Origin of the sequence: Serratia sp. Nf2, from assembly GCF_003028435.1 — a bacterium.
Taxonomy (GTDB): Bacteria; Pseudomonadota; Gammaproteobacteria; order Enterobacterales; family Enterobacteriaceae; genus Serratia; species Serratia marcescens_L.
This window is the reverse complement of the sequence record NZ_PYTW01000012.1, coordinates 180,167-203,776: the sequence shown is the minus strand read 5'-3', so window position 1 is coordinate 203,776 and position 23,610 is coordinate 180,167. Positions and strand designations below refer to the sequence as shown.

The window sequence follows — 23,610 nt, the reverse complement described above, 5'->3', positions numbered from 1 at the left end:
GCCCCGCGTTAGCGGGGATGCAGCAAGCGCCAAAAGGCATCGATCAGCGGATCGCTGAGGCGCTTTTTCTGGACGCAGACCCCCAGCTCGAACGGTTCGACCATCGAGATGTTATCCAGCTGCGAGATGCGGTTGCGTACCGGCTCTGGGCTGTTGTCCACCACCACGCTCGGGATCAGTGCGATGCCGCAGCCCAGAGCGACCATCGACACGATGGCTTCGTGGCCGCCGACGGTGGCGTAAATCAGCGGATTGCTGATGCGGTGGCGGCGGAACCACAGCTCGATGCGTTTTCGCGAAGGGCCGTGCTCCGGCAGGATGAACGGGATTTCGGTCCAGTCGGGCTTGTCGGCGAACGCCTGGCTGCGCACCGCGCAGGGCAGCGCCGGCGCGATCAGCACCAGCGGAATTTCGCCGATTTTGGTGAACGCCACGCTGGTGGGCAGCGTTTCCGGCCGGCCGGCTATGCCGAGATCGGCCTCGTTGGATTGCACCTTGTCGACCGCATCGGCGGCGTCGCCGGTGGTCAGCTTAATCTCAACCAGCGGGTGCTGAGCGCGGAAGCGATCGAGGATCGGCGGCAGGTGGCTGTACGCCGCGGTCACCGAGCAGAACAGCCGCAGTTCGCCGCTCAGCGAAGGGCCGTGCTGGCCGAGCGAGTGCTTCAGCTGCTGATACTGCAGCAGCGTTTGCTGGGCGAATTCTTTCAGCTGTTCGCCGGCGTCGGTCAGCTGCACGGTGCGGTTATCGCGCAGGAACAGCGGCTGCCCGAGGATCTCTTCCAGCCGCTGGATCTGGCGGGAGAGCGTCGACGGGCTGACGTGCATCGCCTTGGCGGTGCGCCCGAAGTGATGGCTTTCGGCCAGATGCAGGAACAGCTTTAAATCACGTAAATCCATATCGATGCGCTCGCAGTGAGAGTGTTGCAAAAATTGCAATATCACGTTCTCAATATATCAATTTAAGCAACGCATTTCCTGTTATACATTGAGTTTAACGAATCTCCGCACAGACAGGGCGGGGAATGAAAATAACAATGCAAGACAACATCAAACCGGAGTACCACCATGGCTAACTATTTCAACACATTGAACCTGCGTCAGCAGTTGGCGCAATTGGGTAAATGCCGCTTTATGGCGCGCGACGAATTTGCTGACGAAGCCGGCTACCTGAAAGGTAAAAAAGTGGTGATTGTCGGCTGTGGCGCCCAGGGTCTGAACCAGGGGCTGAACATGCGCGATTCCGGTCTGGACGTTGCCTATGCCCTGCGCAAAGAAGCGATCGACGAGAAGCGCGCTTCCTGGCGCAAGGCGACCGAAAACGGCTTTAAGGTCGGCACCTACGAAGACCTGATCCCGCAGGCGGATCTGGTGGTCAACCTGACCCCGGACAAGCAGCACTCTTCCGTGGTGCGTGCGGTGCAGCCGCTGATGAAAGACGGCGCTGCGCTGGGTTACTCCCACGGCTTCAACATCGTTGAAGTGGGTGAGCAGGTGCGTAAAGACATCACCGTGGTGATGGTCGCGCCGAAATGCCCGGGCACCGAAGTGCGCGAAGAGTACAAACGCGGCTTCGGCGTGCCGACCCTGATTGCGGTTCACCCGGAAAACGATCCGAAAGGCGAAGGCATGGCGATCGCCAAGGCCTGGGCGGCGGCGACCGGCGGCCACCGCGCCGGCGTGCTGGAGTCCTCCTTCGTCGCCGAAGTGAAATCCGACCTGATGGGCGAGCAGACCATTCTGTGCGGCATGCTGCAGGCGGGTTCGCTGCTGTGCTTCGACAAGCTGGTTGCTGAGGGAACCGATCCGGCTTACGCCGAGAAACTGATTCAGTTCGGCTGGGAAACCATCACCGAAGCGCTGAAGCAGGGCGGTATCACCCTGATGATGGATCGCCTGTCCAACCCGGCCAAGCTGCGTGCCTATGCGCTGTCCGAACAGCTGAAAACCATCATGGCGCCGCTGTTCCAGAAGCACATGGACGACATCATCTCCGGCGCTTTCTCGAGCGGCATGATGGCCGACTGGGCGGAAGACGATGTGAAATTGCTGACCTGGCGCGAAGAGACCGGCAAAACCGCGTTCGAGAATGCGCCGCAGTTTGAAGGAAAAATCAGCGAGCAAGAGTACTTCGATCACGGCGTGCTGATGGTGGCGATGGTGAAAGCGGGCGTTGAGCTGGCGTTCGAAACCATGGTCGATGCCGGCATCATCGAAGAGTCGGCTTACTACGAGTCGCTGCACGAGCTGCCGTTGATCGCCAACACCATTGCGCGTAAGCGTTTGTATGAAATGAACGTGGTCATCTCCGATACCGCAGAGTACGGCAACTACCTGTTCGCCAACGCGGCGGTGCCGTTGCTGAAGGACTTCATGACCACCCTGCAGGCGGGCGATTTGGGTAAAGCCGCGGCGGGTACGGCGGTGGACAACGCGCAGCTGCGCGACGTGAACGAAGCGGTGCGCAGCCACCCTATCGAAACCGTCGGCCGCAAACTGCGTGGCTACATGACCGACATGAAACGCATCGCCGTTGCGGGCTGATTTTCCGCAAGGCAAATAACAAAACGCCGGCTGCGATGCCGGCTTTTTTTATGCCTCCGGCATGACCGCGGCGGGAATGATGGCGCCGCGATGTTGGATCACCGTCGCGGCAAGCCGGTGGCCGCGCTGAGCCGCCTGCCGGGCGCTGCCGCCGTTCAGGCGTTCCGCCAGATAACCGGCGCTGAAAGAGTCGCCCGCCGCGGTGGTATCCACCACGCGCTCCGGCGGCAGCGTGATCGCCGGTACCTCAAGCCGCTCTCCCTCCACGCTGAATACCAGGCAGGCATCCGCGCCGCGTTTGATCACGATCTCACCGACGCCGAGCGCCTGCGTGCGTGCCACCACCTGTTCAACCGGCTGTGCGCCCCACAGCAGCTCTTCGTCATCCAGCGTCAGGAAGGCGATGTCGGTGCAGGCTAGCACCTCACGGTAGGCCTGCTGCGTTTCCTCACGGCTGGGCCACAGGCGCGGGCGATAGTTGTTATCGAAGATAACCTGGCCGCCGTTGGCGCGGCAGCGGCGCAGCAGCGCCAGCAACTTCGCGCGGTCGGCAGGCGCGAGGATCGCCAGGCTAATGCCGCTGAGGTACAGGTAATCGAACTGCGCCAGCCGGGCGCACAGTGTCTCGGCCTGGGGGCCCGCCAGCCAATACCGGGCGGCGGCGTCGTTGCGCCAGTAGTAAAAGGTGCGTTCGCCGGCGGCGTCGGTTTCGATCACGTACAGGCCTGGCAGTTTGTTTTCCAACTGCTGAATCAGCCCGGTCTCGATCTTCTCTTGCCGCCAGGCCTGCAGCATCTCGCCGCTGAAGCTGTCGGTGCCGAGTGCGGTGACGTAATGCACCTGCAGCGCCTGTTCCGGCATTTGGCGGGCGAGGTAGACGGCGGTGTTGAGGGTATCGCCGCCAAAGCCGCGCGTCAGCTGCGCGCCCTGCTGCGACAGTTCGATCATGCATTCGCCGATCACGGCGAGATTTCGGATAGACATCGTCAATAAGCCCTGGCTAAAGAAGAAGCAACAACCGCCAGTCTCCATGCAAGGCGGTGGGGCAGTCAATAAATTAAAACAGTGTTTTGATTTTTTATGATCGCGATCGGCCCATGCCAAAACAGGGTGAAGAAGAAACCGTGCGGCAATTCGTGCTTAAAGTTTTACGCGACGCGGCCGATAAGTTGGGTAAAGAAACAGCGGCAGCGCTCTCACTTCCCCGCCACGGCGATAGTACCGATGATAACCAACCTGATCTCGGGTCTGCTGGCGCCCTGTTTTGCCCTCTATGCCTGCGCCAAATCGCGGCGCTACTGGCGGCAATGCCGGCGCTTGTATACCTTCCAGCCGATTTATCGCACCAGCGGCGCGTTGCTGGCGGTGGAGCTGCTGACGGCGGTATATCACCCGAATGAGCCGGACAAACGACAATCCCCCGAACAGTATTTCGCCTCGCTCGGCGTCGCACAGCGTTTGCGGGTGATCCAGGAGCAGCTGGCGCTGTTGCAGCGCTGGCAGGCGTTGTTCATTCGCCACGCGGTGATGGTGTCAGTCAATATCGACGGTATGGCGCTGCAAGCGTTGCAGCGCCATAGCGAGCTGCAACGGCAGATCGCCGAGATGCCCTATCTGCGCTTCGAGCTGGTGGAGCACGCCGAAACGGCGTCAAACCGCCCGTTGCAGCAGATTGTCGGCGGCGAACGGCTGTGGCTGGACGATTTCGGCAGCGGGCTGGCCAACTTCTCCGCCGTCGGCGCCTGGCGCTATCAATACATCAAGGTGGCGCGCGAGTTGTTCACCTTGCTTAAACAGTCTGAAGAGGGCGTACAGTTGCTCGGCACCCTGATCAAGATGATGAACCAGCACAGCGACGGGGTGATCGTTGAAGGCGTGGAAACCGAGCAGGAGTGGCGGCTGGTGCAGCGTTCCGGCGCGTTGGCTGCGCAGGGTTACTATCTTTCCCGCCCTGCGTGCTTTGAAACTCTGCACAGCGTACCGACGTTGTTCGCCGCGCCCGGCGCGCCGGCGTGAACTCCGGCCTATCCTCAGCTAGGCTTAAACGGGGCTGCTCATTCCTTTTCCTTTCATTCGGCAGCCCGGTTTATGTGCTGAGGGAGCCCTATGACAAGAACAGGAAAGGTTTTCAGCTGGCTTGGCGGCATTGTGCTGCTGGCGATCGTTGCGCTGGCGATCTTCATCGCTACCTTCGACTGGAATCGACTCAAACCCACCATCAACGACAAAGTGTCGGCCGAGCTGCGGCGGCCGTTCGCCATCCGCGGCGATCTGGGCGTCGACTGGTCGCGTAACCGGGATGAGGGCGGCTGGCGCGCCTGGGTGCCCTGGCCGCATATTCACGCCGAAGACGTGTGGCTGGGTAACCCGAAAAACATGCCCGGCGACAGTATGGTGACGCTGCAGCGCGTCGACGCCAGCATCGCACCGCTGGCGCTGCTGAGAAAAGAACTGCTGATCCCGCGCATCTGGCTCAAGCAGCCGAATGCGTCGTTGCAACGGCTGGCTAACGGCGACAACAACTGGACGTTTGACCTGGCCGCTGGCCAGGATCCGCAGCAACCGCCTTCCACTTGGTCGTTCACCGTTCATGACATCGTGTTCGACAAGGGGCAGATCGCTTTTAAAGACGCCACCCTGAAGGCGGACTTCCGCGCCGTCATCGACCCGCTCGGCAAACCGCTGCCGTTCAGTGAAGTGACCGGCAAACAGAGCGGCGGCAAGGCCGCCACCCCTGACTACGTCTTCGGTTGGCAGGTCAAGGGCAAATATAACGGCGAACCGCTGAGCGGCAGCGGCAAGATTGGCGGCATGCTGTCGCTGCAGAGCGCCGATTTGCCGTTCCCACTACAGGCCGACGTGCGCTCCGGCAGCACCCGGGTGGCGGTGGCGGGCACCTTGTCCGATCCGCTGAATCTCGGCGGCCTGGACGTGCAGCTGAAATTTTCCGGCGAAAGCCTGGGTAACCTCTATGGCTTGACCGGCGTGCTGCTGCCGAACACGCCGCCGTATGCGACCGATGGCCATCTGATTGCCCGCCTGCATCAGCCGGGCGGCGCCGTGTTCGAATATCAGAAATTCGACGGCAAAATCGGCGACAGCGACATTCACGGCGACTTGAAATACGTTGCTGGTAAACCGCGGCCGACGCTGAGCGGTGCGGTGAGCTCCCGGCAGCTGAGGTTGGCGGATCTGGCGCCGCTGATCGGCGCGGACTCCAACGCCGCCAAAGCCGGGCGCGGCGAGAAGAGCCGCCAGCCGGCGGATAAAGTGCTGCCGGTCGAACAGTTCGATACGCAAAGCTGGCGCAAGATGGATGCGGACGTGAAGTTTGCCGCCGCACGCATTGAACGCGGCAGCGATTTGCCGCTGAGCGATTTGGCCACGCACCTGAAGCTGAACAATGGCGAACTGCGCCTAGATCCGCTGCGCTTCGGCATGGCGGGCGGCAGCCTGAACGCCGTCGTGCGCCTCGACGGCGGCAAAAAGCCGATGCGTGGCCAGGTGGATATGCACGCGCGCAAACTCCAGCTCAAACAGCTGTTGCCGAACGTAGCGGCGATGAAGCGCAGCCTCGGGCAGATGAACGGCGACGCCAGGCTGGCGGGCAGCGGCAATTCGGTGGCCGAGCTGCTGGCGACCAGCAACGGCGACCTGCGCCTGTTGATCAATAACGGGGTGATCAGCCGTAGCCTGATGGAGATCCTTGGCCTGAACGTCGGCAACTATCTGGTGGCGCAACTGTTCGGCGACGACGTGGTGGGCATCAACTGCGCGGCGGCGGACGTCGGCATCCGCAGCGGCGTCGCCGCGCCGCGGCTGTTCGTGTTCGACACCGAGAACGCGGTGATCAACATCACCGGCAACACCAACCTCGCCACCGAACGGCTGGATTTATCCATCGATCCGGAAAGCAAGGGGATGCGCGTGCTGACCCTGCGTTCGCCGCTGTACGTGAAAGGCACCTTCAAGCACCCGGACGCCGGGGTGAAAGCCGGGCCGCTGATCGCGCGCGGCGCGGCGGCGGTAGCGTTGGGGGCGGTGCTGACGCCGGCGGCGGCGCTGCTGGCGCTGGTCTCGCCCAGTGAAGGCGGCGAGGAGAACCAGTGCGGGCAGATCCTGAGGGAGATGAAAGGCAAAAAATAATCAGGCGCGCGGCGGCGGCGTGAGCAGCCGGCAGTCGTGATCCTGGATCTCTTCCGCCGAGGCCAGGGTGAACGGCAGCAGGCTGCGCTCGGTCGCCAGCAGCAGGAAATCACCATCCGGCAGCGCGGTCATCGCCAGGCCGAAGCTGCCCATGCGCCCGTCGGCGCGCGGCAGGCCGGAGGCCAACAGGCGGAAGGCGCCCTGTTGTTCCAGCTCGGCGGGGGTCACCCGCCGTCCCAGATAATCATGCCCCAACAGACCACCGGGCAGCGGTTGCCATTGATCGATGAAATCGGGGCCGATCTGCGCCAGCCGCTGTTTGACCGCCGGCAACAGGCAGGAGATATGAATATGCAGCTGGTTTTGCGTGCGGCCATATTCCGAGTTGATCGCCAGTGAAATATCGCCGTCGTCAATCGGTTTGCCATAGCGTTCCGCCATCACGTGGCGCGCGCGCCAGGCCTGGGCGAAGAAATTCGGCGTGTCGGCGTCCAGCACCGCCGGGCTTTCTATCCCGGTGATTTTGGCGCTGGGCATCAGCAGGTATTGCAGCGGTCCGTTGCGATCTTTAAACACCACGAAGCCGGCCGGCACATCCACCTGCGCGCAGGGCGCCGGGTTGTCATGCGCTTGTTGATTGGGTAGACATTGCTGGCTGACGATGCGCCACAGCGCATCGGGATGGTCAGGTTTCAACCCGTAATAGAGCGCGATGGCGAGAGCCGCCAGCAGCGCAACGCAGATAAATACCCCACGACGCAGAGACATCGGCCGATCCTATTACCGAGATAAACATCCAGCATAGCCCGGTTTTATGACAGGAAACGAACAACGCGTGCGGCCCCCCGCAGTGAGGGGGGCCATAGGGGATCACAGCGACTGGTGGCGGGTTTCTTTCATCAGCAGCAGGGCCAGCAGCGTCAGCCCGGCCATTGCCGCCAGGTACATGCCGACGTAGAACAGCCCGTAATGGGCCGCCAGCCAGGTGGCGATATAAGGCGCCACGGACGCGCCGAGGATCGACGCGACGTTGTAGGAGAACGACGCGCCGGTATAGCGCACTTCGGTAGGGAACAGCTCCGGCAGCAGCGCGCCCATCGGGCCAAAGGTCAGCCCCATGATGCTCAGGCCGCACAGCAGGAAGCCCATCACCAGCGCCTGGTTGCCGGAACCGAGCAGGGTCGGGAACAGGAACGCGAAGCCGATCATCAACAGGGTAATGGCGATCATGGTCTTGCGGCGGCCGAACGCGTCCGCCAGCAGGCCGGCGATCGGCACCATCACGCCGAAACCGATCACCGCCACCATCAGCATCCACAGGAAGCTATTGCGGGAGTAGCCGAGGCCCAGCGGCTGCGGCGCGGTGCCGTAAGTCATCGAATACACCGTCATCAGATAAAACAGCGTGTAGGTCGCCAGCATGATGAAGGTGCCGAGGATGGTGGCTTTCAGATGCTTGCTCAGCAGCGTGCCGAGCGGCACTTTCACCTGTTTGCCGGCCTTGGCCGCTTTGGCGAACACCGGCGTTTCATGCAGCGATACCCGAACATACAGGCCAATCAGCACCAGCGCCGCGGAGAGGATGAACGGCACGCGCCAGCCCCATTCCATAAATTGCTGGTCGCTCAGCAGCCAGGAGAGCAGCAGGAAAGTGCCGTTGGCGAAGAAGAAGCCGATCGGCGCACCCAACTGGGGGAAAGAGCCGTACAGCGCGCGCTTTTTGGCCGGCGCGTTCTCCGTCGCCAGCAGGGCGGCACCGCCCCACTCACCGCCCAGCCCCAGGCCCTGGCCAAAGCGCGCCAGCGCCAGCAGGATAGGGGCGAAGATGCCGATGGTTTCATAGCTCGGCAGCAGGCCGATCAGCACGGTGGAAACCCCCATGGTCAGCAGCGAGGCGACCAGCGTCACCTTGCGCCCCACGCGATCGCCGAAGTGGCCGAACAGCGCTGAACCGATAGGGCGCGCGACAAAGGCGACGGCGAAGGTGGCCAGCGACTGCAGCATCGCGGTGGTCGGGTCGCCCTGCGGGAAGAAAATATGCGGGAACACGATCACGGCCGCGGTGGCATAGATGTAAAAGTCGAAGAACTCGATGGCGGTGCCGACCAGTGAGGCGACGATGACTTTCCCGCGGGAGTTCACCGGTGTGGATGCCTCGTCGGCGTCGAGTGGGGGTGCGATGGTGGCTTGCATAATATTTCTTATTGTTGGAAGGGGTAAAAATCCATCTTAGTGACAGCATGCGGCGTTTTCAACGCGGGCGCTTTGGGCAATGCCGCGCCTAACCGGTTAAAAAGACTAATGTTTTACCAGGATTCTTTTCTGCAGCGTTAAACGTTGAGAAATGGCTTTCGTGCAGAGGGAATGGCTGAAAAAACGGCAAAGAAAAGTGATGTGGCAGTTTGTTATGCTGGTTTGCCGGATGGCTTACCGCACGATTCAGATGAATTGACTGGTTTTTTGGTTATTAACCAGGGGAAAGTGCCGGTGTGTGCGATAACACCGGCATGATTGCATGGCTTCAGCGCGCCGGCGGCTCGCGTTCCGGCAACGCTTTGTCGCCTTTGTAGTCGGCGGTCGCGATCCAGGCGGCGCAAAACAGCGTCAAACGGGCGAAGAAGTAGAAGAACGCCATCAGTCCGATCACCGAACCGAAGGCCGCGCCGGAAGGCGACTTCGCTACCTGCGGCAGCGTCATCGTCATCACGAACTTGATCACCTCAAAGCCGATGGCGGCGAGCAAGGTGCCGCGCAGCAGCGCTTTTTTCTTCGGTTTGTGGCGCGGCAGCATCCAGAAAATCCACAGGAACAGCAGATAGTTGGCGAAAATCGAGATCGACAGCGCGATCAGCGTCAGCGCCGGCCGCAGCCATTCGATGCCGTCCAGCCCCAGCGCATTGACGATCGCCGCCTGCGCCGACCCGGCGACCGAAGTCAGCGACAGCGTAATGATCAGCGCGACCACCAGGCCGGTCAGCGAGATGAAGTCGCGGGTGTACTTGAAGTAGATTTTCTCCTGATCCTGCGGATTGCGCTCCCAGACATCGCGCGACTGCGCGCGGATCGCTTCACGCAGGTTGCCCATCCAGCTGATGCCGGAATAGAGCGCCAGCGCCAGACCGGTCAACCCCACGGTGGTGCGCTGCTGAATGGCGGTGTTGACGGTGTTCTTCAGCGTGCTGGCCAGCGTCGGATCGCTGATGCTGCCGACGATGCGGTTGATCAATCGGGCCAGCAGATCCGGATTGGAGGCCAGCACGAAGCCGGCGGCGGCGAACGACACCATCAGGATCGGGATCAGCGAAAGGAATGAAAAATAGGTGATGGCGGCGCCGAACTGGCTACCCAGCCGATCGTTAAAGCGTTCGGCCGCACGCAGCAGGTGCGCCACGCTCGGCCAGGCTTTGATGCGTTCAATCAGACGTGAAAAACCACCGATGCGGCGGTCGAGGGTCTCATGGCCGGTCTTGATGGCGATAAGCGGCTTCGGCGGCGTGTTTTGTGAGGGCTGGCGCTGTTCCTGGTCTGGTCCTGTAGGCATTACTTCACGATTTCCTTAACGTTAAACGGCATGTTTCAGCATTGATTATAGCCAAAGCCCCGCGGCGTTTTGAGCGCCGGGGCGGCAAACGGTTATTTTCCGAGCTTAGCGCGTTAGCGCCCGGCATGAAATGCCGGGGAGGGACCGATAGGTAAAATTCCTATGAAAACCGCGTGGCGCCTCGGTTTTTTTCACTTCCCTACCTCCAATTTTTATCTGTTTCGTCGGCGAGAAAGCGTTTACTCATGATGTGGCGTCGCGCTTTGCCGACCGCCGCTCCGCTGCAGCCGTAGGGGCTGGAACGGTCTCATCCGTCATCAACAGAAAAACTGGAAGGTCTTATGAAATTGCTTAATCATCCCACCTGCCGTCCGTTTACCGAAGCGGGCAATCTGTCGCAGCTTTCCGCCTACTATGAAGAAGGGCGGCACATTATGTGGATGCTGCTGCGCGCCGCGCCGCGCCCCTGCTTCAACCAGGCGCTGATCGAAGACATCATGACGCTGGCGCAGGCGGCGAAGGAGTCTTCGCTGCGGTTCGATTTTTGGGTCACCGGCTCGCTGGTGCCGAACATGTTCAACGTCGGCGGCGATCTGCAGTTCTTCGCCGAAGCGATCAAAAACCGCAAGCGCGAGGCGATGATGGCCTACGCGCGCGCCTGCATCGACTGCGTGCATGCGGCGGCGCGCGGTTTCGACACCGGCGCGGTCAGCATTGCGATGATCGAGGGCAGCGCGTTGGGCGGCGGTTTTGAAGCGGCGCTGGCGCACCATTTCGTGCTGGCGCAGAACAACGCGCGCATGGGGTTTCCGGAGATCGCGTTCAACCTGTTTCCCGGTATGGGCGGTTACTCGCTGGTGGCGCGCAAGGCGGGCATGCGCTTGGCCGAGGAGCTGATTTGGGGCGGCGAGTCGCACACCGCAGAATGGTTCGAGAGCCGCGGGTTGGTGGACCAGCTGTTCCAGCCCGGCGACGCCTACATGGCGACGCGCACCTTTATCGATACCATCCGGCCGAAGCTCAATGGCATGCGCGCCATGCTGCGGGCGCGTCAGCGCGTGTTGCAGCTGACGCGTTCGGAGCTGATGGACATTACCGAAGATTGGGTGCACTCAGCCTTTACCATCGAGGAAAAAGACCGCGCCTACATCGAGCGGCTGGTGATGTTGCAGGATCGCCATACCCTGAACCTGCGTCGTGCCGGCTAACGTTAACGCGCCCGCCTCATGCGGAGGGTGAGCGCGGGCGATAGGACTGCAGCCAATGCTCCAGCTGTTCCGGGAGCATTGGCCGCGCAAACAGAAAGCCCTGTTTTTCGTCCACGCCGACCTCGTCGAGGAACTGGTTTTCGCTCTCGGTCTCCACCCCTTCGGCGATCACGCGGAAGGCCAACGCCTCCGCCGCCGCGACGATCGCGCGCACCAGCGATTGCGATACCGGGTTGAAATTCACCCCGCGCACGAAGCTTTTATCCAGCTTGATGGCGTCCAGCGGAATGCGCGCCAGCTGCGCCAGCGACGAATAGCCGGTGCCAAAGTCGTCGAGATGCACCTGTGCGCCCAGTTCGCGCAGCCGGGTGATCAGTGAGCGCGCGCGGTTCTCGTCTTCAATCAGGCTGCTTTCGGTCAACTCGAAGTCCAGCAGACAGGGGGCCATACGGTGACGGCGCAGCACCCCGAGCAAGTCGTTGACGATGCTGTCATCGGCCAGCTGCCGGGCAGAGAGGTTGACCGCCACTCGCAGATTCAAGCCCTGTTCTTGCCACTGCGCCGCCTGCCCGGCGGCGGTCTGCAGCACCCATTGGCCGAGCGGGCCGATCAGGCCGGACTCCTCGGCGTAGGAAATGAACTGCAGCGGCGGGATCAGACCGCGCTCCGGCGAATCCCAGCGCACCAACGCTTCCACGCTGTGCACTTCGCCGCTGCGTGCGTCGATTTTAGGCTGGTAATACAGCACCAGCTGATTTTGCTCCAGCCCTTTGCGCAGGTTGGTGTCCAGCCACATGTACTCGGCGACGCGCTTGTTCATCTCCGGCGAGAAGACGGTATAGGTGCGTTTGCCATGCTCCTTGGCGACGTACATGGCGGTATCGGCGCTGCGGATCAGGCTGTCGAGATCGTTGCCGTGCTCCGGGCACAGCGCGATGCCGATTGAACAGCCGGTATACACCTCAATCAGACCGATGCGGAAAGGGGTCTTCAGCCTGTCGATAATGCGCTGCGCCAGCGTTTGCAGGCGCTCGCGATCGGTTTGCGGCGCCAGCACCAAGAATTCGTCGCCGCCGAGGCGGGCGAGCACCTGATCCGGGCTCAGGCAGCCGAGGATCGCCAGCGCGACCTCGACCAGCAGCCGATCGCCGAACATATGGCCGTAGGCGTCGTTGACCTTTTTGAAGTTGTCGAGATCGAGGTACACCAGGCCGAAACTCTCTTCGCCGCGCGTGGCGATGGCGTGATTGATCTTGTCCTGTATGGCGTTACGGTTTGGCAGGCCGGTGATGAGATCGGTGTTGGCCAGCACCCGCAGCCGTTCCTGCGCCCGGCGTTCTTCGGTGATGTCGGTACCGGAGCAGATAAGATATACCTCGTTTTTGCCGCTGCCGCTGTGCACGAATTTGTTGCGGAACAGGAACAGCCGTTCACCCTTGACCGTCTTTACCCAGCGTTCCACCTCATAGGACGAACCGTTGCGAAAGAAGCCGGCGATGTTGCGCCGCGAGGCGGCGGCTTCTTCCGGGCTCATAAATAGCTGGAAAACGTTTTTGCCGATCACCTCGTGTTCGCGCAGCCCGGTGTACTCCTCGCTCAGCCGGTTGAAACGCTGAATGCGGCCGTGCTGATCGACGATCACGATCACCGAGTTGGCTTCGGACACCACCTGCTCGGCGAAGGAGAGACCGTGCACCAGGTCGCGCGCCACGGATTGGGTGTCGCTGAAGGCGGAAGCGGTGCCCGCCCATTCGAGGTTGTTGACGCGGCGCCCGACCAGATGCAGATGCAGCGGTTCACCGGCTAGCGTAATGGTCAGCTCGAGACTGGCGGTCACGCCGGTCAGACGGCGGATTTTCGCCGCTTCCATGGCGCTGAGCGCCACCGCGACGTGGGCTTTGCCCTTAACGGCGGACAGCTCCAGGGCATGGCTGTCAAACGCCAGCCGCCAGTGGGGGCTTTGGGTGCCGAAGTGAGCGCTAAGAAGCTCAGGGCCTTGGTCTGCGGGCATGACAATTCCTCAAAAGAGCACGGGCGGGCGGCCGGCGCAGCTCCGGGCAGTCTGTTGGCCCGAAAGCGATCGCCGTACGCCTCTGTGCATCATATAACAGGTTTTCACAGGCGGGGCGGGTGATAGAAACTATTATATAAGCAATGATTAGTTTTGCGGTGTAAACGTCGCCCGGCGGCCGCTTGTCTTCAAGTGTAGGAGAACATCGGATCGTATGATGCTTGTACTGATTTCCCCTGCTGTCGGAAAACGGTTGATGCAAGGTTGCCTTGCAGGCGAGTAAATTATAGCGGTGAGGGGAAAACGGAAAAATAACTCCACCGGGGGGATTTTTGCCGGGAAATTAAAATTTCCATCAAATAAACGCCATCTTCATAGTTTTCTCATAATTGGTGAATAAATCCGAGACGGGTTTTAAAAAGTTTACACACCCTCTCATTACTTGAAATTTATCAGCCTATTATTATCTCCGACGACGATGAGCCTGTTAACGTACAGCGCTCCTGATGAAGAAAAACTTTTAAGGAAATGATTATGCGTAAATTGACGGCTTTATTTATTGCTTCCACGCTGGCTCTGGGTTCTGCTTCCGCAGCGTTCGCTGCCGACACGACGGCGCCGGCGGCGGATGCGGCACCGATGAAAATGATGCATCACAAGGGTGAAGGCAAAGGCGGCCCGTTCGCCGGGCTGAACCTGACCGAGCAACAGCGCCAGCAGATGCGCGATATCATGAAAGAGTCGCACCAGAAGCGCGGGCCGGGCATGAAAGAGGAACGCCAGGCGCTGCACAATCTGGTCGCTTCCGACAGCTTTGACGAAGCGAAGGCGAAGGCGCAAATTGACGCGATCGGCAAAGCGCAATCCGAACGCATGCTGGAGCGCGCCAAAGCGGAAAATAAAATGTATAACCTGCTGACGCCTGAGCAGAAAAAACAATACAATGAGAATTATCAGAAACGTGAGCAAAAGATGATGGACCACATGAATAAAATGAAGGAGCAGATGTCCTCCGGTCAGTAATATCCGCTCGCGATGAATAAAAAAGGGCCAGACTATTTGTCTGGCCCTTTTTCTATTTGGCGTTATCACTGGCAGGCTATGCAGTGAGTGATAATCATTCTCCGCCGACAATGTACCGGAACTGTTCGGCTACGGCCTGGGCAAAGCATGGGTCGTTAATATGATAAGGCGTTTTTATCACCCGGCGTTTGTCGGTGGCGTGTACCGTTTCTTCCAGCGCTTGCATAAAGGCGGCCAGCGCCGCCGGATCCCAGAACGGTTGTCCGGGCGCATCCAAAGCCGATACGCCGCCCGTTGGGATAACGAAACGCACTTCGCCTACGCAGGCATTGATCTTTTCGCCCATCCAACGCCCCATTAACGCATTCTCCCGCACGCTGGTGCGCACCAGCGTCACTTGCGGGTTGTGAGGGTGACGCAGACGGTTGGTATAGCGAGCCGGTATCGTATGCGGCGCGCCGAAGTTAATCATGTCTATCGCGCCGCAGGAAAGCACGCACGGGATGCCGGTACGTGCGATGGCGCCGAAACGATCTGTAGTGCAGGGCAGCACGCCGCCAAACAGGTAATCGGCCACTTCGGTGGTGGTCAAATCGATGGCGCCGTGCAGCTGGCGGTTATCGATCAGTTTTTCCAACGATCTGCCGCCGCTGCCGGTCGCATGAAACGTCAGACAATCCCATTGCGATCCCAGTTCGGCAACTAACGCCTGAACGCAGGGTGTGGTGACACCAAACGTCGTCAGGCCGATCGCGGGTTTGTGGTCGTCATAGTCGACGGCGGCGAAGTGCACTGCGCCGGCTATCTGGCGCGCCGCATTGCCGAGCACCCGTCGCGAGATGCGGTTCAGGCCGGCGAGATCGGTGACCGAATACAGCATGTTGATATCACTGGCGCCGACATAGGGGGAAACGTCTCCCGCCGCCATGCTTGAGACCATTATTTTCGGCAGGCCGATCGGCAGCAGCTGCATGGCCGGCGTGATGATGGCGGTGCCGCCGGAGCCGCCCAGACCAAGCAGGGCAGCAATATCGCGGCGCGTCAGGATAAAGCGTTCGAAAGCGGTTGCCATGGCCGCGATCGCCTGGCCGCGGCTGGCACAGAAGACCGCGCCGGCGCCTGCCGGATGGTGGCGGGCAACGTCCTCTGGGCTGATATCGGCGGGGGAATCAAACGGCAGGCTGCGGGTGGAGAGATCGACGGTTCGCGTAGGTAAATTCAGGGCAGCGATCAATCGCTGTACGTACTCCAACTCTTGTCCTTTGGTATCTGCTGTGGTAGCAATATAGACAAAATTTGAAGTGTTTCTCATGTATTTTTCCGAGGGAATTATAATTTTTATTTGAAAATTAATATATTATATTTTTTTAGTGCCCTGGTGTTGGCATTTAAATTAAATTGATTAATGTATTTATATAATGAGACGGCAGTATCATTTTTGCAAGGGCTGCTCGATGCAAAATGGGACTTCTGTCTCATTTTTGAGCTTTTCAATGTGGCCGACGCTTTGCCGGCGGCCAGTCGACAGAGGCGCATCCTCTGTTGCGCAAGCGTGTGCAGATGCATGAGGTTTATGTGCCGATAGATGCTTTTTCCACTCCGTTCGATCCTTCATTGACCTCCACCCGGGCAAAAACCTACCGTTTGTTGCTGGCCAGCGCGATGGCGTTGTATGACGAAGGGGCGTTTCCTTCGATCACCGAACTGGCGACGCATGCACAGGTCTCGCGCGCGACGGCTTATCGCTACTTTCCGACCCAGAGTGCGCTGATTAGCGCCGTGGTGGCGGAAAGCCTGGGACCTATTCTGGAATGGCGCCCGCAAGACGATGATGCCCTGAAGCGCATCCAGCAGTTGCTGACCTTCGCCTATCCTCAGATGGAGCGGCACGAGGGTGCATTGCGCGCGGCACTGCAGCTCTCTTTGCAGCAGTGGGCGAACGCTACACCGGGTGAAAAATTCGTGCGCGGCAACCGCAAGCGTTTGTTGACGCTGGCGGTAGAACCGCTGCAGGGCAAACTGCCGCCGGACTCTCTGCAGAGAGTGATTTATGCTTTCTCGCTGATTTACGGCTCGGAAGTGTTCCTGGTGTTGAAAGATATCTGGGGGCTTGAGCTTGAGAGCATTCAGGACGTCACGCAATGGATGGCCAAAGCCATCCTGCGTCAGGCGGAAGAGGACGCGATGAACCGCAAAAAAACATCAGCAGGATAATCCAATTTTTGCCGATGGCTGAGTGAAAATCCAGCATAATTCACTAAGTGAATATTGGCAAAATTTATAATAAAAAGTGATAAAAGACGCCTGTGAAGCACTTTTCAGGCGGCCACACTCATCACTCCATTCTGAATTATATCTTTATTTATTAGTGAATTATAATTTATTTCTCCACTTGTTATTGCCGCTTCGATGCCGGTAAGCGTCATTGCCATTTCTTATCGGCACTGGCCTGATTCACCCCTGAAACTTTCTCTCCTCCCTCCTGACTGCCGGATGACACATTAAGCGCACTTGAGATTGTTGTGCTTTATTTATTTGGTGTTACCAAACTGTTACACAAAAAATCTTATAAAACATTTGCAAACAACAACGGACGGTATCTGGGATGGAGAAGAAACTTAGAGGAGTCAAATCCGCTCGGGCGGCCTTCGGCTGGCCTGAAATCGGAGTTCATCGCGCACAATGGAGCGCGATGCTGATCTGCCTGACGGCGATCGGCGGGGCGCAGGCTGCCACCTATATAGAGAACGGCAAAGCGGGCGATCCGGCCAGCTGGCGCAGCAGTGAATTCAACGCGGAATGGGGGCTGGGGGCGATCCACGCCGACCAGGCCTACGCCGCCGGTTATACCGGCAAAGGCATCAAACTCGGCATTTTCGATCAGCCGGTCTACGCTAAGCACCCCGAATTTGCCGGTGAGAATAAGGTGATCAATCTGGTCACCGAAGGCATTCGTGAATACACCGATCCCTATATTCCGGTAAAAAAAGGCGACGTTTTCCGTTATGACGGTACGCCGAGCGTGGATTCCGATGGCACGCTCGGTTCGCATGGCACTCACGTGGGCGGCATCGCCGCCGGCAGCCGCGACGGCGGCGCTATGCACGGCGTGGCGTTCAATGCGCAGATCATCAGCGCCGAAAACGGCGATCCCGGTCCAGAAGACGGCATCATCCTCGGTAACGACGGCGCGGTTTACCAGGCCGGTTGGAATGCGCTGGTGGCCAGCGGCGCGCGCATCATCAACAACAGCTGGGGCATTGGCATCACTGAGAAGTTCGATAAAGGCGGGTATGACCCGGCTTATCCGCACTTCACGGTGAACGACGCGCAAAAGCAGTTCGATCAGATTAGCGTGATCCTGGGCACCAAGCCCGGCGGCGCCTATCAGGGCGCGATCGATGCGGCGCGTAGCGGCGTGGTCACCATCTTCGCCGCCGGCAACGACGGCAACCTCAACAACCCGGACGCCATGGCCGGCCTGGCGTATTTCGTGCCGGACATCGCGCCGAACTGGCTGTCGGTCGCCAGCCTGCAGGATCCCACCAATACCGGCGATTACAGCATCAGCACCTTCTCTTCCCGCTGCGGCTACACCGCCAGTTTGTGCGTCTCGGCACCGGGCACCCGGGTATACAGCTCGGTAATCGAAGGCACCAGCGTGGAGAATCTGACGACCGGCTACGCCAAATACAGCGGCACCTCGATGGCGGCGCCGCACGTGGCCGGCAGCGTTGCGGTGCTGATGGAGCGTTTCCCGTATTTGAATGGCGCACAGGTGGCGGAAGTGCTGAAAACCACCGCCACCGACATGGGCGCGCCGGGCATCGACGCGCTCTACGGCTGGGGGATGATCAACCTGGGCAAGGCCATCAACGGCCCGGGCATGTTGGTGACCGTCGAGGATATTCCTGCGGAGTTCCGCATCCCGGATCCGACGGGTGTGGCCTACGGCCCGACCCAGTTCGTGGTGGATTTGCCGGGCGTCGGCGCGGTGCTGGACAAGGGCAAACCGACCGAGCGCGTCTGCAGCGATGTACTGTGCGGCCTGGACTTCTGGAACAACGACATCTCCGGCCACGGCGGCCTGACCAAGCAGGGCATCGGCACCCTGGTGCTGACGGGTAACAACACCTATGCCGGCCCGACGCTGGTCAATCAGGGGCGGCTGGCAGTCAACGGCTCGGTCACCTCGGCCGTCAGCGTGCAGAACGGCGGCATCGTCGGCGGCAGCGGCACGGTCGGTTCGCTGACCGCCCGTCAGGGCGGCACCGTGGCGCCGGGCAACTCGATCGGCACCCTGAACGTGGCGGGCAACGTCAGCTTCGAACCGGGGTCGCGCTACGCGGTGGAAGTGGGGGCGAATGGCCAGAGCGATCGGATCCAGAGCAGCGGATCGGCGACGATCGGCGGCGGCGAGGTGGCGGTGACGCTGGAGAACAGCCCCAACCTGCTGACGCAAAGCGAAGTGCGCAGCCTGCTGGGCCAGCAGTACACCATCCTGAGCGCGCAGCAGGGGGTGAGCGGGCAGTTTGATGCGGTGGCGCTGAACTACCTGTTCCTCGGCACCGGGCTGAGCTACCAGCCGACCGGAGTAACGCTGAGCGTCGGGCGCAATGGCACCAGCTTCGCCAGCGTGGCGCAGACGGCGAACGAGCGGGCGGTGGCGGCGGCGGCGGATGCGCTGGCGGCGGGCAACCCGGTGTACGAAAGCCTGCTCAACAGCGGCACGGCGGGCGAGGCGCGGCAGGCGTTCCGTCAGCTGTCGGGGCAAATCCATGCGGATATCGCGTCGGCGCTGGTGAACGACAGCCGCTACCTGCGTGAGGCGCTGAACGGGCGTCTGCGTCAGGCGGAAGGGCTGGCGAGCTCGTCGGCCATCAAGGCGGATGAAGGCGGGGCCTGGGCGCAGCTGCTGGGGGCGTGGGACCACGCGTCGGGCGACGCCAACGCCACGGGTTATCAGGCCTCGACCTACGGGGTGTTGGTGGGGCTGGACTCGGCGGCGGCGGACGACTGGCGGCTGGGGGTGGCGACCGGCTACACCCGCACCTCGCTGCACGGCGGGTACGGGTCGAAGGCGGACAGCGACAACTACCACCTGGCGGCGTACGGCGACAAGCAGTTCGGGGCGCTGGCGCTGCGCGGCGGGGCGGGCTACACCTGGCATCGCATCGACACCAAGCGGTCGGTGAACTACGGGATGCAGTCGGACCGCGACACGGCGAAGTACAGCGCGCGCACCGAGCAGCTGTTCGCGGAAGCGGGCTACAGCGTGCAGGGTGAGTGGCTGAACCTGGAGCCGTTTGTGAACCTGGCGTACGTGAACTTCGAGAACAACGGCATCGCGGAAAGCGGCGGCGCGGCGGCATTGCGCGGCGACAAGCAGCACACGGATGCGACGGTGTCGACGCTGGGCCTGCGTGCGGACACCGCCTGGCAGGTGAGCCCGGGCACGACGGTGGCGCTGCGCAGCGAGCTGGGGTGGCAGCATCAGTACGGCGGTCTGGAGCGAGGCACCGGGCTGCGGTTCAACGGTGGCAACGCGCCGTTCGTGGTGGACAGCGTACCGGTCTCGCGCGACGGGATGGTGCTGAAGGCGGGAGCGGAAGTGGCGGTGAATGAGAACGCCACGCTGTCGCTGGGCTACGGCGGGCTGCTGTCGCAGCACCACCAGGACAACAGCGTCAACGCCGGCTTCACCTGGCGCTTCTAAGCACAAGCACCATCGACTCAATCCTTGTAGGGGAACCGTCTGCGGGCGGTTCCTTTTTCACATCCTGCTAATGAGAACCCGGCGCACCTGGGGCGTCGGCCAATAACAAGCAAAAGGTAAGGAAATGACAACAACAATGGGTTTTGATAACAAAGGAAACGCTCGTCGCTCGCCGTGGCGGCTGAACGCGCTGGTCTGCTGCATGGCGCTGGCGGGGTATGCGCAGGCGGCGCCGCACGAGGTGAACGGTCAAGCCGGCGATCCGGCCAGCTGGCGCAACGCCGAATTCAACGCCAACTGGGGGCTGGGGGCGATCCACGCCGATGAGGCCTATGCCGCCGGCTATACCGGCAAAGGGCAGAAGGTGGGCATTTTCGATACCCCGGTCAACCGCCATCCCGAGTTCGCCGGCGACGGCAAACTGATCAACGTGGTCACCGAAGGCTATCGCGCCTACACCGATCCGCACCGGCCGGGCATTAACGCCGGTGACCGCTTTTACTTCGACGGCACCTTCCACTTCTACAGCGGCTCACAGGGCATGCTGAGCAATCACGGGGTGCACGTTGCGGGCATCAGCGCCGCCAACCGCGACGGCGTCGGGATGCACGGCGTGGCCTTCGATTCGCAGGTGATCAGTGTCGATAACGACAACGACGGCCCGGCCTACGGCGAATTCCTCGGCCTGGACGGCGCCGTCACCAATGCCGGCTGGCAGGCGATGATCAACAGCGGCGTGCGGGTGATCAACAACAGCTGGGGCGTCAGTATTCCCGACTTTCTGTCCGATGGCGGCCGCGATCCTAACGCGCTGCACTTTGAGCTGAAGGATGCGCAGGAACAATTCGATCAGGTCAAACCGCTGCTCGGCAGCCTGGCCGGCGCAGGCTATCAGGGCGCTATCGACGCGGCGCGCAAAAATATTCTGGTGCTGTTCGCCGCCGGGAACGACGGCAACTACAACCAGCCGGATGTGATCAGTGGGCTGGCCTACTTCGTGCCGGACATTGCGCCGAATTGGCTATCGGTCGCCAGCGTGGCGCAGGATGCGGCATCGACCAACAGCGTGCCTTACACCATCAGCAGCTTCTCTTCCCGCTGCGGCTATACCGCCAGCTTCTGCGTCTCGTCGCCGGGCAGCAAAATCTACAGCACCGTGGCCAACGGTTCCGATCCGGCCAACCTGGTGTCGGACTACGGCAATAAAAACGGCACCTCGATGGCGACGCCGCACGTCACCGGCGCGGTGGCGGTGTTGCTGCAGCGCTTCCCGTACATGAGCTCGGCGCAGATTGCCGACGTGCTGAAAACCACCGCCACCGACATGGGCGCGCCGGGCATCGACGCGCTCTACGGCTGGGGGATGATTAACCTGGGCAAGGCCATCAACGGTCCGGGCATGTTCTATACCGTCGACGATATTCCTGCGGAGTTCCGCATCCCGGATCCGACGGGCGTGGCCTACGGCTCGACCCAGTTTGTCGCCAATATTCCGGGCCTGGGTGCCGAGGTGGATGCCGGCACGCTGCACGCCAGGAAGTGTGACGACATCAGCTGCGAGCTGGAAGTTTACTCCAACAACATCTCTGGCCACGGCGGCCTCACCAAAGAAGGGATGGGCACGCTGGTCATGACCGGCGCCAACACCTATGCCGGCCCGACGCTGGTCAATCAGGGGCGGTTGGCAGTCAACGGCTCGGTCACCTCGGCCGTCAGCGTGCAGAACGGCGGCATCGTCGGCGGCAGCGGCACGGTCGGTTCGCTGGCCGCCCGTCAGGGCGGCACCATGGCGCCGGGCAACTCGATCGGCACCCTGAATGTGGCGGGCAACGTCAGCTTCGAACCGGGGTCGCGCTACGCGGTGGAAGTGGGGGCGAATGGCCAGAGCGATCGGATCCAGAGCAGCGGATCGGCGACGATCGGCGGCGGCGAGGTGGCGGTGACGCTGGAGAACAGCCCCAACCTGCTGACGCAAAGCGAAGTGCGCAGCCTGCTGGGCCAGCAGTACACCATCCTGAGCGCGCAGCAGGGGGTGAGCGGGCAGTTTGACGCGGTGGCGCCGAACTACCTGTTCCTCGGCACCGGGCTGAGCTACCAGCCGGCCGGGGTGACGCTGAGCGTCGGGCGCAATGGCACCAGCTTCGCCAGCGTGGCGCAGACGGCGAACGAGCGGGCGGTGGCGGCGGCGGCGGATGCGCTGGCGGCGGGCAACCCGGTGTACGAAAGCCTGCTCAACAGCGGCACGGCGGGCGAGGCGCGGCAGGCGTTCCGTCAGCTGTCCGGGCAAATCCATGCGGATATCGCGTCGGCGCTGGTGAACGACAGCCGCTACCTGCGTGAGGCGCTGAACGGGCGTCTGCGTCAGGCGGAAGGGCTGGCGAGCTCGTCGGCCATCAAGGCGGACGAGGGCGGGGCCTGGGCGCAGCTGCTGGGGGCGTGGGACCACGCGTCGGGCGACGCCAACGCCACGGGTTATTAGGCCTCGACCTACGGGGTGCTGGTGGGGCTGGACTCGGCGGCGGCGGACGACTGGCGGCTGGGGGTGGCGACCGGCTACACCCGCACCTCGCTGCACGGCGGGTACGGGTCGAAGGCGGACAGCGACAACTACCACCTGGCGGCGTACGGCGACAAGCAGTTCGGGGCGCTGGCGCTGCGCGGCGGGGCGGGCTACACCTGGCATCGCATCGACACCAAACGGTCGGTGAACTACGGGATGCAGTCGGACCGCGACACGGCGAAGTACAGCGCGCGCACCGAGCAGCTGTTCGCGGAAGCGGGCTACAGCGTGCAGGGTGAGTGGCTGAACCTGGAGCCGTTCGTGAACCTGGCGTACGTGAACTTCGAGAACAACGGCATCGCGGAAAGTGGCGGCGCGGCGGCATTGCGCGGCGACAAGCAGCACACGGATGCGACGGTGTCGACGCTGGGCCTGCGTGCGGACACCGCCTGGCAGGTGAGCCCGGGCACGACGGTGGCGCTGCGCAGCGAGCTGGGGTGGCAGCATCAGTACGGCGGTCTGGAGCGAGGCACCGGGCTGCGGTTCAACGGCGGCAATGCGCCGTTCGTGGTGGACAGCGTACCGGTCTCGCGCGACGGGATGGTGCTGAAGGCGGGAGCGGAAGTGGCGGTGAATGAGAACGCCATGCTGTCGCTGGGCTACGGCGGGCTGCTGTCGCAGCACCACCAGGACAACAGCGTCAACGCCGGCTTCACCTGGCGCTTCTGACCTTCAGCGGCAATCTCAAGGACAACGGAGCCGGCATGCCGGCTCCGTTTTTATTTGCGGCTGCGGGGTGAGTCCGTATGATGGCGCGGCGCCAGGGCAATAAAAAACCGGGACCCTGACGGATCCCGGCTTAAAAGTGGGTAAAACAGATTAGCGCTAAAGGCTCAAGCCCCGTTTGATTTGCGCAGTCCGA

Annotated in this window: 15 protein-coding genes and 1 pseudogene; 9 read left to right on the top strand and 7 right to left on the bottom strand. The window is 61.5% G+C overall.

The window, feature by feature from the left end; all coding sequences use genetic code 11:
• Nucleotides 1–8: 8 nt before the first annotated feature.
• Nucleotides 9–899: an HTH-type transcriptional activator IlvY gene (ilvY, locus tag C9411_RS23210; RefSeq protein ID WP_063990808.1), complete on the bottom strand. Its 891-nt coding sequence runs from the start codon at nt 897–899 to the stop codon at nt 9–11.
• Nucleotides 900–1,067: 168 nt separating this feature from the next.
• On the opposite strand from ilvY, the gene ilvC reads away from it, so the two are divergent.
• Complete coding sequence (ilvC, locus tag C9411_RS23205) at nt 1,068–2,543, top strand: ketol-acid reductoisomerase (RefSeq protein ID WP_038874693.1); 1,476 nt, start codon at nt 1,068–1,070, stop codon at nt 2,541–2,543.
• 48 nt (nt 2,544–2,591) lie between these two features.
• On the opposite strand, the gene C9411_RS23200 is transcribed toward ilvC, so the two are convergent.
• Nucleotides 2,592–3,527 (bottom strand): sugar kinase, encoded by a 936-nt coding sequence (locus tag C9411_RS23200; protein WP_063990798.1) that lies wholly within the window; start codon nt 3,525–3,527, stop codon nt 2,592–2,594.
• Between the two features lie 240 nt (nt 3,528–3,767).
• Here C9411_RS23200 and pdeH point away from each other — a divergent pair, with 240 nt between their 5' ends.
• A complete protein-coding gene (pdeH, locus tag C9411_RS23195) occupies nt 3,768–4,559 on the top strand; it encodes a cyclic-guanylate-specific phosphodiesterase (RefSeq protein ID WP_107228011.1) in 792 nt (263 codons plus the stop codon).
• A 90-nt stretch (nt 4,560–4,649) separates the two neighbouring features.
• Nucleotides 4,650–6,689, top strand: a complete 2,040-nt coding sequence (locus C9411_RS23190) for an AsmA family protein (RefSeq protein WP_063990800.1) — start codon at nt 4,650–4,652, stop codon at nt 6,687–6,689.
• Here C9411_RS23190 and C9411_RS23185 read toward each other — a convergent pair whose 3' ends face one another.
• Together C9411_RS23185 and C9411_RS23180 are read right to left on the bottom strand one after the other, a co-directional pair.
• Nucleotides 6,690–7,457, bottom strand: coding sequence for a CDP-diacylglycerol diphosphatase (locus C9411_RS23185; RefSeq protein ID WP_107228010.1), 768 nt, complete (start codon nt 7,455–7,457; stop codon nt 6,690–6,692). It abuts the gene before it with no gap.
• 102 nt (nt 7,458–7,559) lie between these two features.
• On the bottom strand, nt 7,560–8,882 hold the full coding sequence (locus C9411_RS23180; RefSeq protein WP_107228009.1) for an MFS transporter: 1,323 nt from the start codon (nt 8,880–8,882) through the stop codon (nt 7,560–7,562).
• A 171-nt stretch (nt 8,883–9,053) separates the two neighbouring features.
• On the opposite strand from C9411_RS23180, the gene C9411_RS25765 reads away from it, so the two are divergent.
• Complete coding sequence (locus C9411_RS25765; protein WP_158263890.1) at nt 9,054–9,200, top strand: hypothetical protein; 147 nt, start codon at nt 9,054–9,056, stop codon at nt 9,198–9,200.
• Between the two features lie 10 nt (nt 9,201–9,210).
• On the opposite strand, the gene yhjD is transcribed toward C9411_RS25765, so the two are convergent.
• Entirely contained in the window at nt 9,211–10,230 is a 1,020-nt protein-coding gene (gene yhjD, locus C9411_RS23175) for an inner membrane protein YhjD (RefSeq protein WP_063990803.1), read from the bottom strand.
• Between the two features lie 341 nt (nt 10,231–10,571).
• On the opposite strand from yhjD, the gene C9411_RS23170 reads away from it, so the two are divergent.
• Nucleotides 10,572–11,438, top strand: a complete 867-nt coding sequence (locus C9411_RS23170) for a crotonase/enoyl-CoA hydratase family protein (protein ID WP_063990804.1) — start codon at nt 10,572–10,574, stop codon at nt 11,436–11,438.
• Nucleotides 11,439–11,454: 16 nt separating this feature from the next.
• On the opposite strand, the gene pdeR is transcribed toward C9411_RS23170, so the two are convergent.
• On the bottom strand, nt 11,455–13,449 hold the full coding sequence (pdeR, locus tag C9411_RS23165; RefSeq protein WP_063990805.1) for a cyclic di-GMP phosphodiesterase: 1,995 nt from the start codon (nt 13,447–13,449) through the stop codon (nt 11,455–11,457).
• A gap of 534 nt (nt 13,450–13,983) precedes the next feature.
• Here pdeR and spy point away from each other — a divergent pair.
• Nucleotides 13,984–14,472 (top strand): ATP-independent periplasmic protein-refolding chaperone Spy, encoded by a 489-nt coding sequence (gene spy, locus C9411_RS23160; RefSeq protein ID WP_063990806.1) that lies wholly within the window; start codon nt 13,984–13,986, stop codon nt 14,470–14,472.
• A gap of 94 nt (nt 14,473–14,566) precedes the next feature.
• Here spy and C9411_RS23155 read toward each other — a convergent pair whose 3' ends face one another.
• Entirely contained in the window at nt 14,567–15,784 is a 1,218-nt protein-coding gene (locus tag C9411_RS23155; RefSeq protein ID WP_107228008.1) for a Tm-1-like ATP-binding domain-containing protein, read from the bottom strand.
• Between the two features lie 248 nt (nt 15,785–16,032).
• Here C9411_RS23155 and C9411_RS23150 point away from each other — a divergent pair, with 248 nt between their 5' ends.
• The 3 genes and pseudogenes from C9411_RS23150 (at nt 16,033) to C9411_RS23140 (ending at nt 23,417) form a co-directional block, all read left to right on the top strand.
• Complete coding sequence (locus tag C9411_RS23150; protein WP_063990809.1) at nt 16,033–16,686, top strand: TetR/AcrR family transcriptional regulator; 654 nt, start codon at nt 16,033–16,035, stop codon at nt 16,684–16,686.
• A gap of 478 nt (nt 16,687–17,164) precedes the next feature.
• Nucleotides 17,165–20,188, top strand: a complete 3,024-nt coding sequence (locus C9411_RS23145; RefSeq protein ID WP_107228006.1) for an autotransporter serine protease — start codon at nt 17,165–17,167, stop codon at nt 20,186–20,188.
• Between the two features lie 202 nt (nt 20,189–20,390).
• Nucleotides 20,391–23,417, top strand: a pseudogene (locus tag C9411_RS23140) (autotransporter outer membrane beta-barrel domain-containing protein).
• The last annotated feature ends 193 nt before the right edge of the window (nt 23,418–23,610 follow it).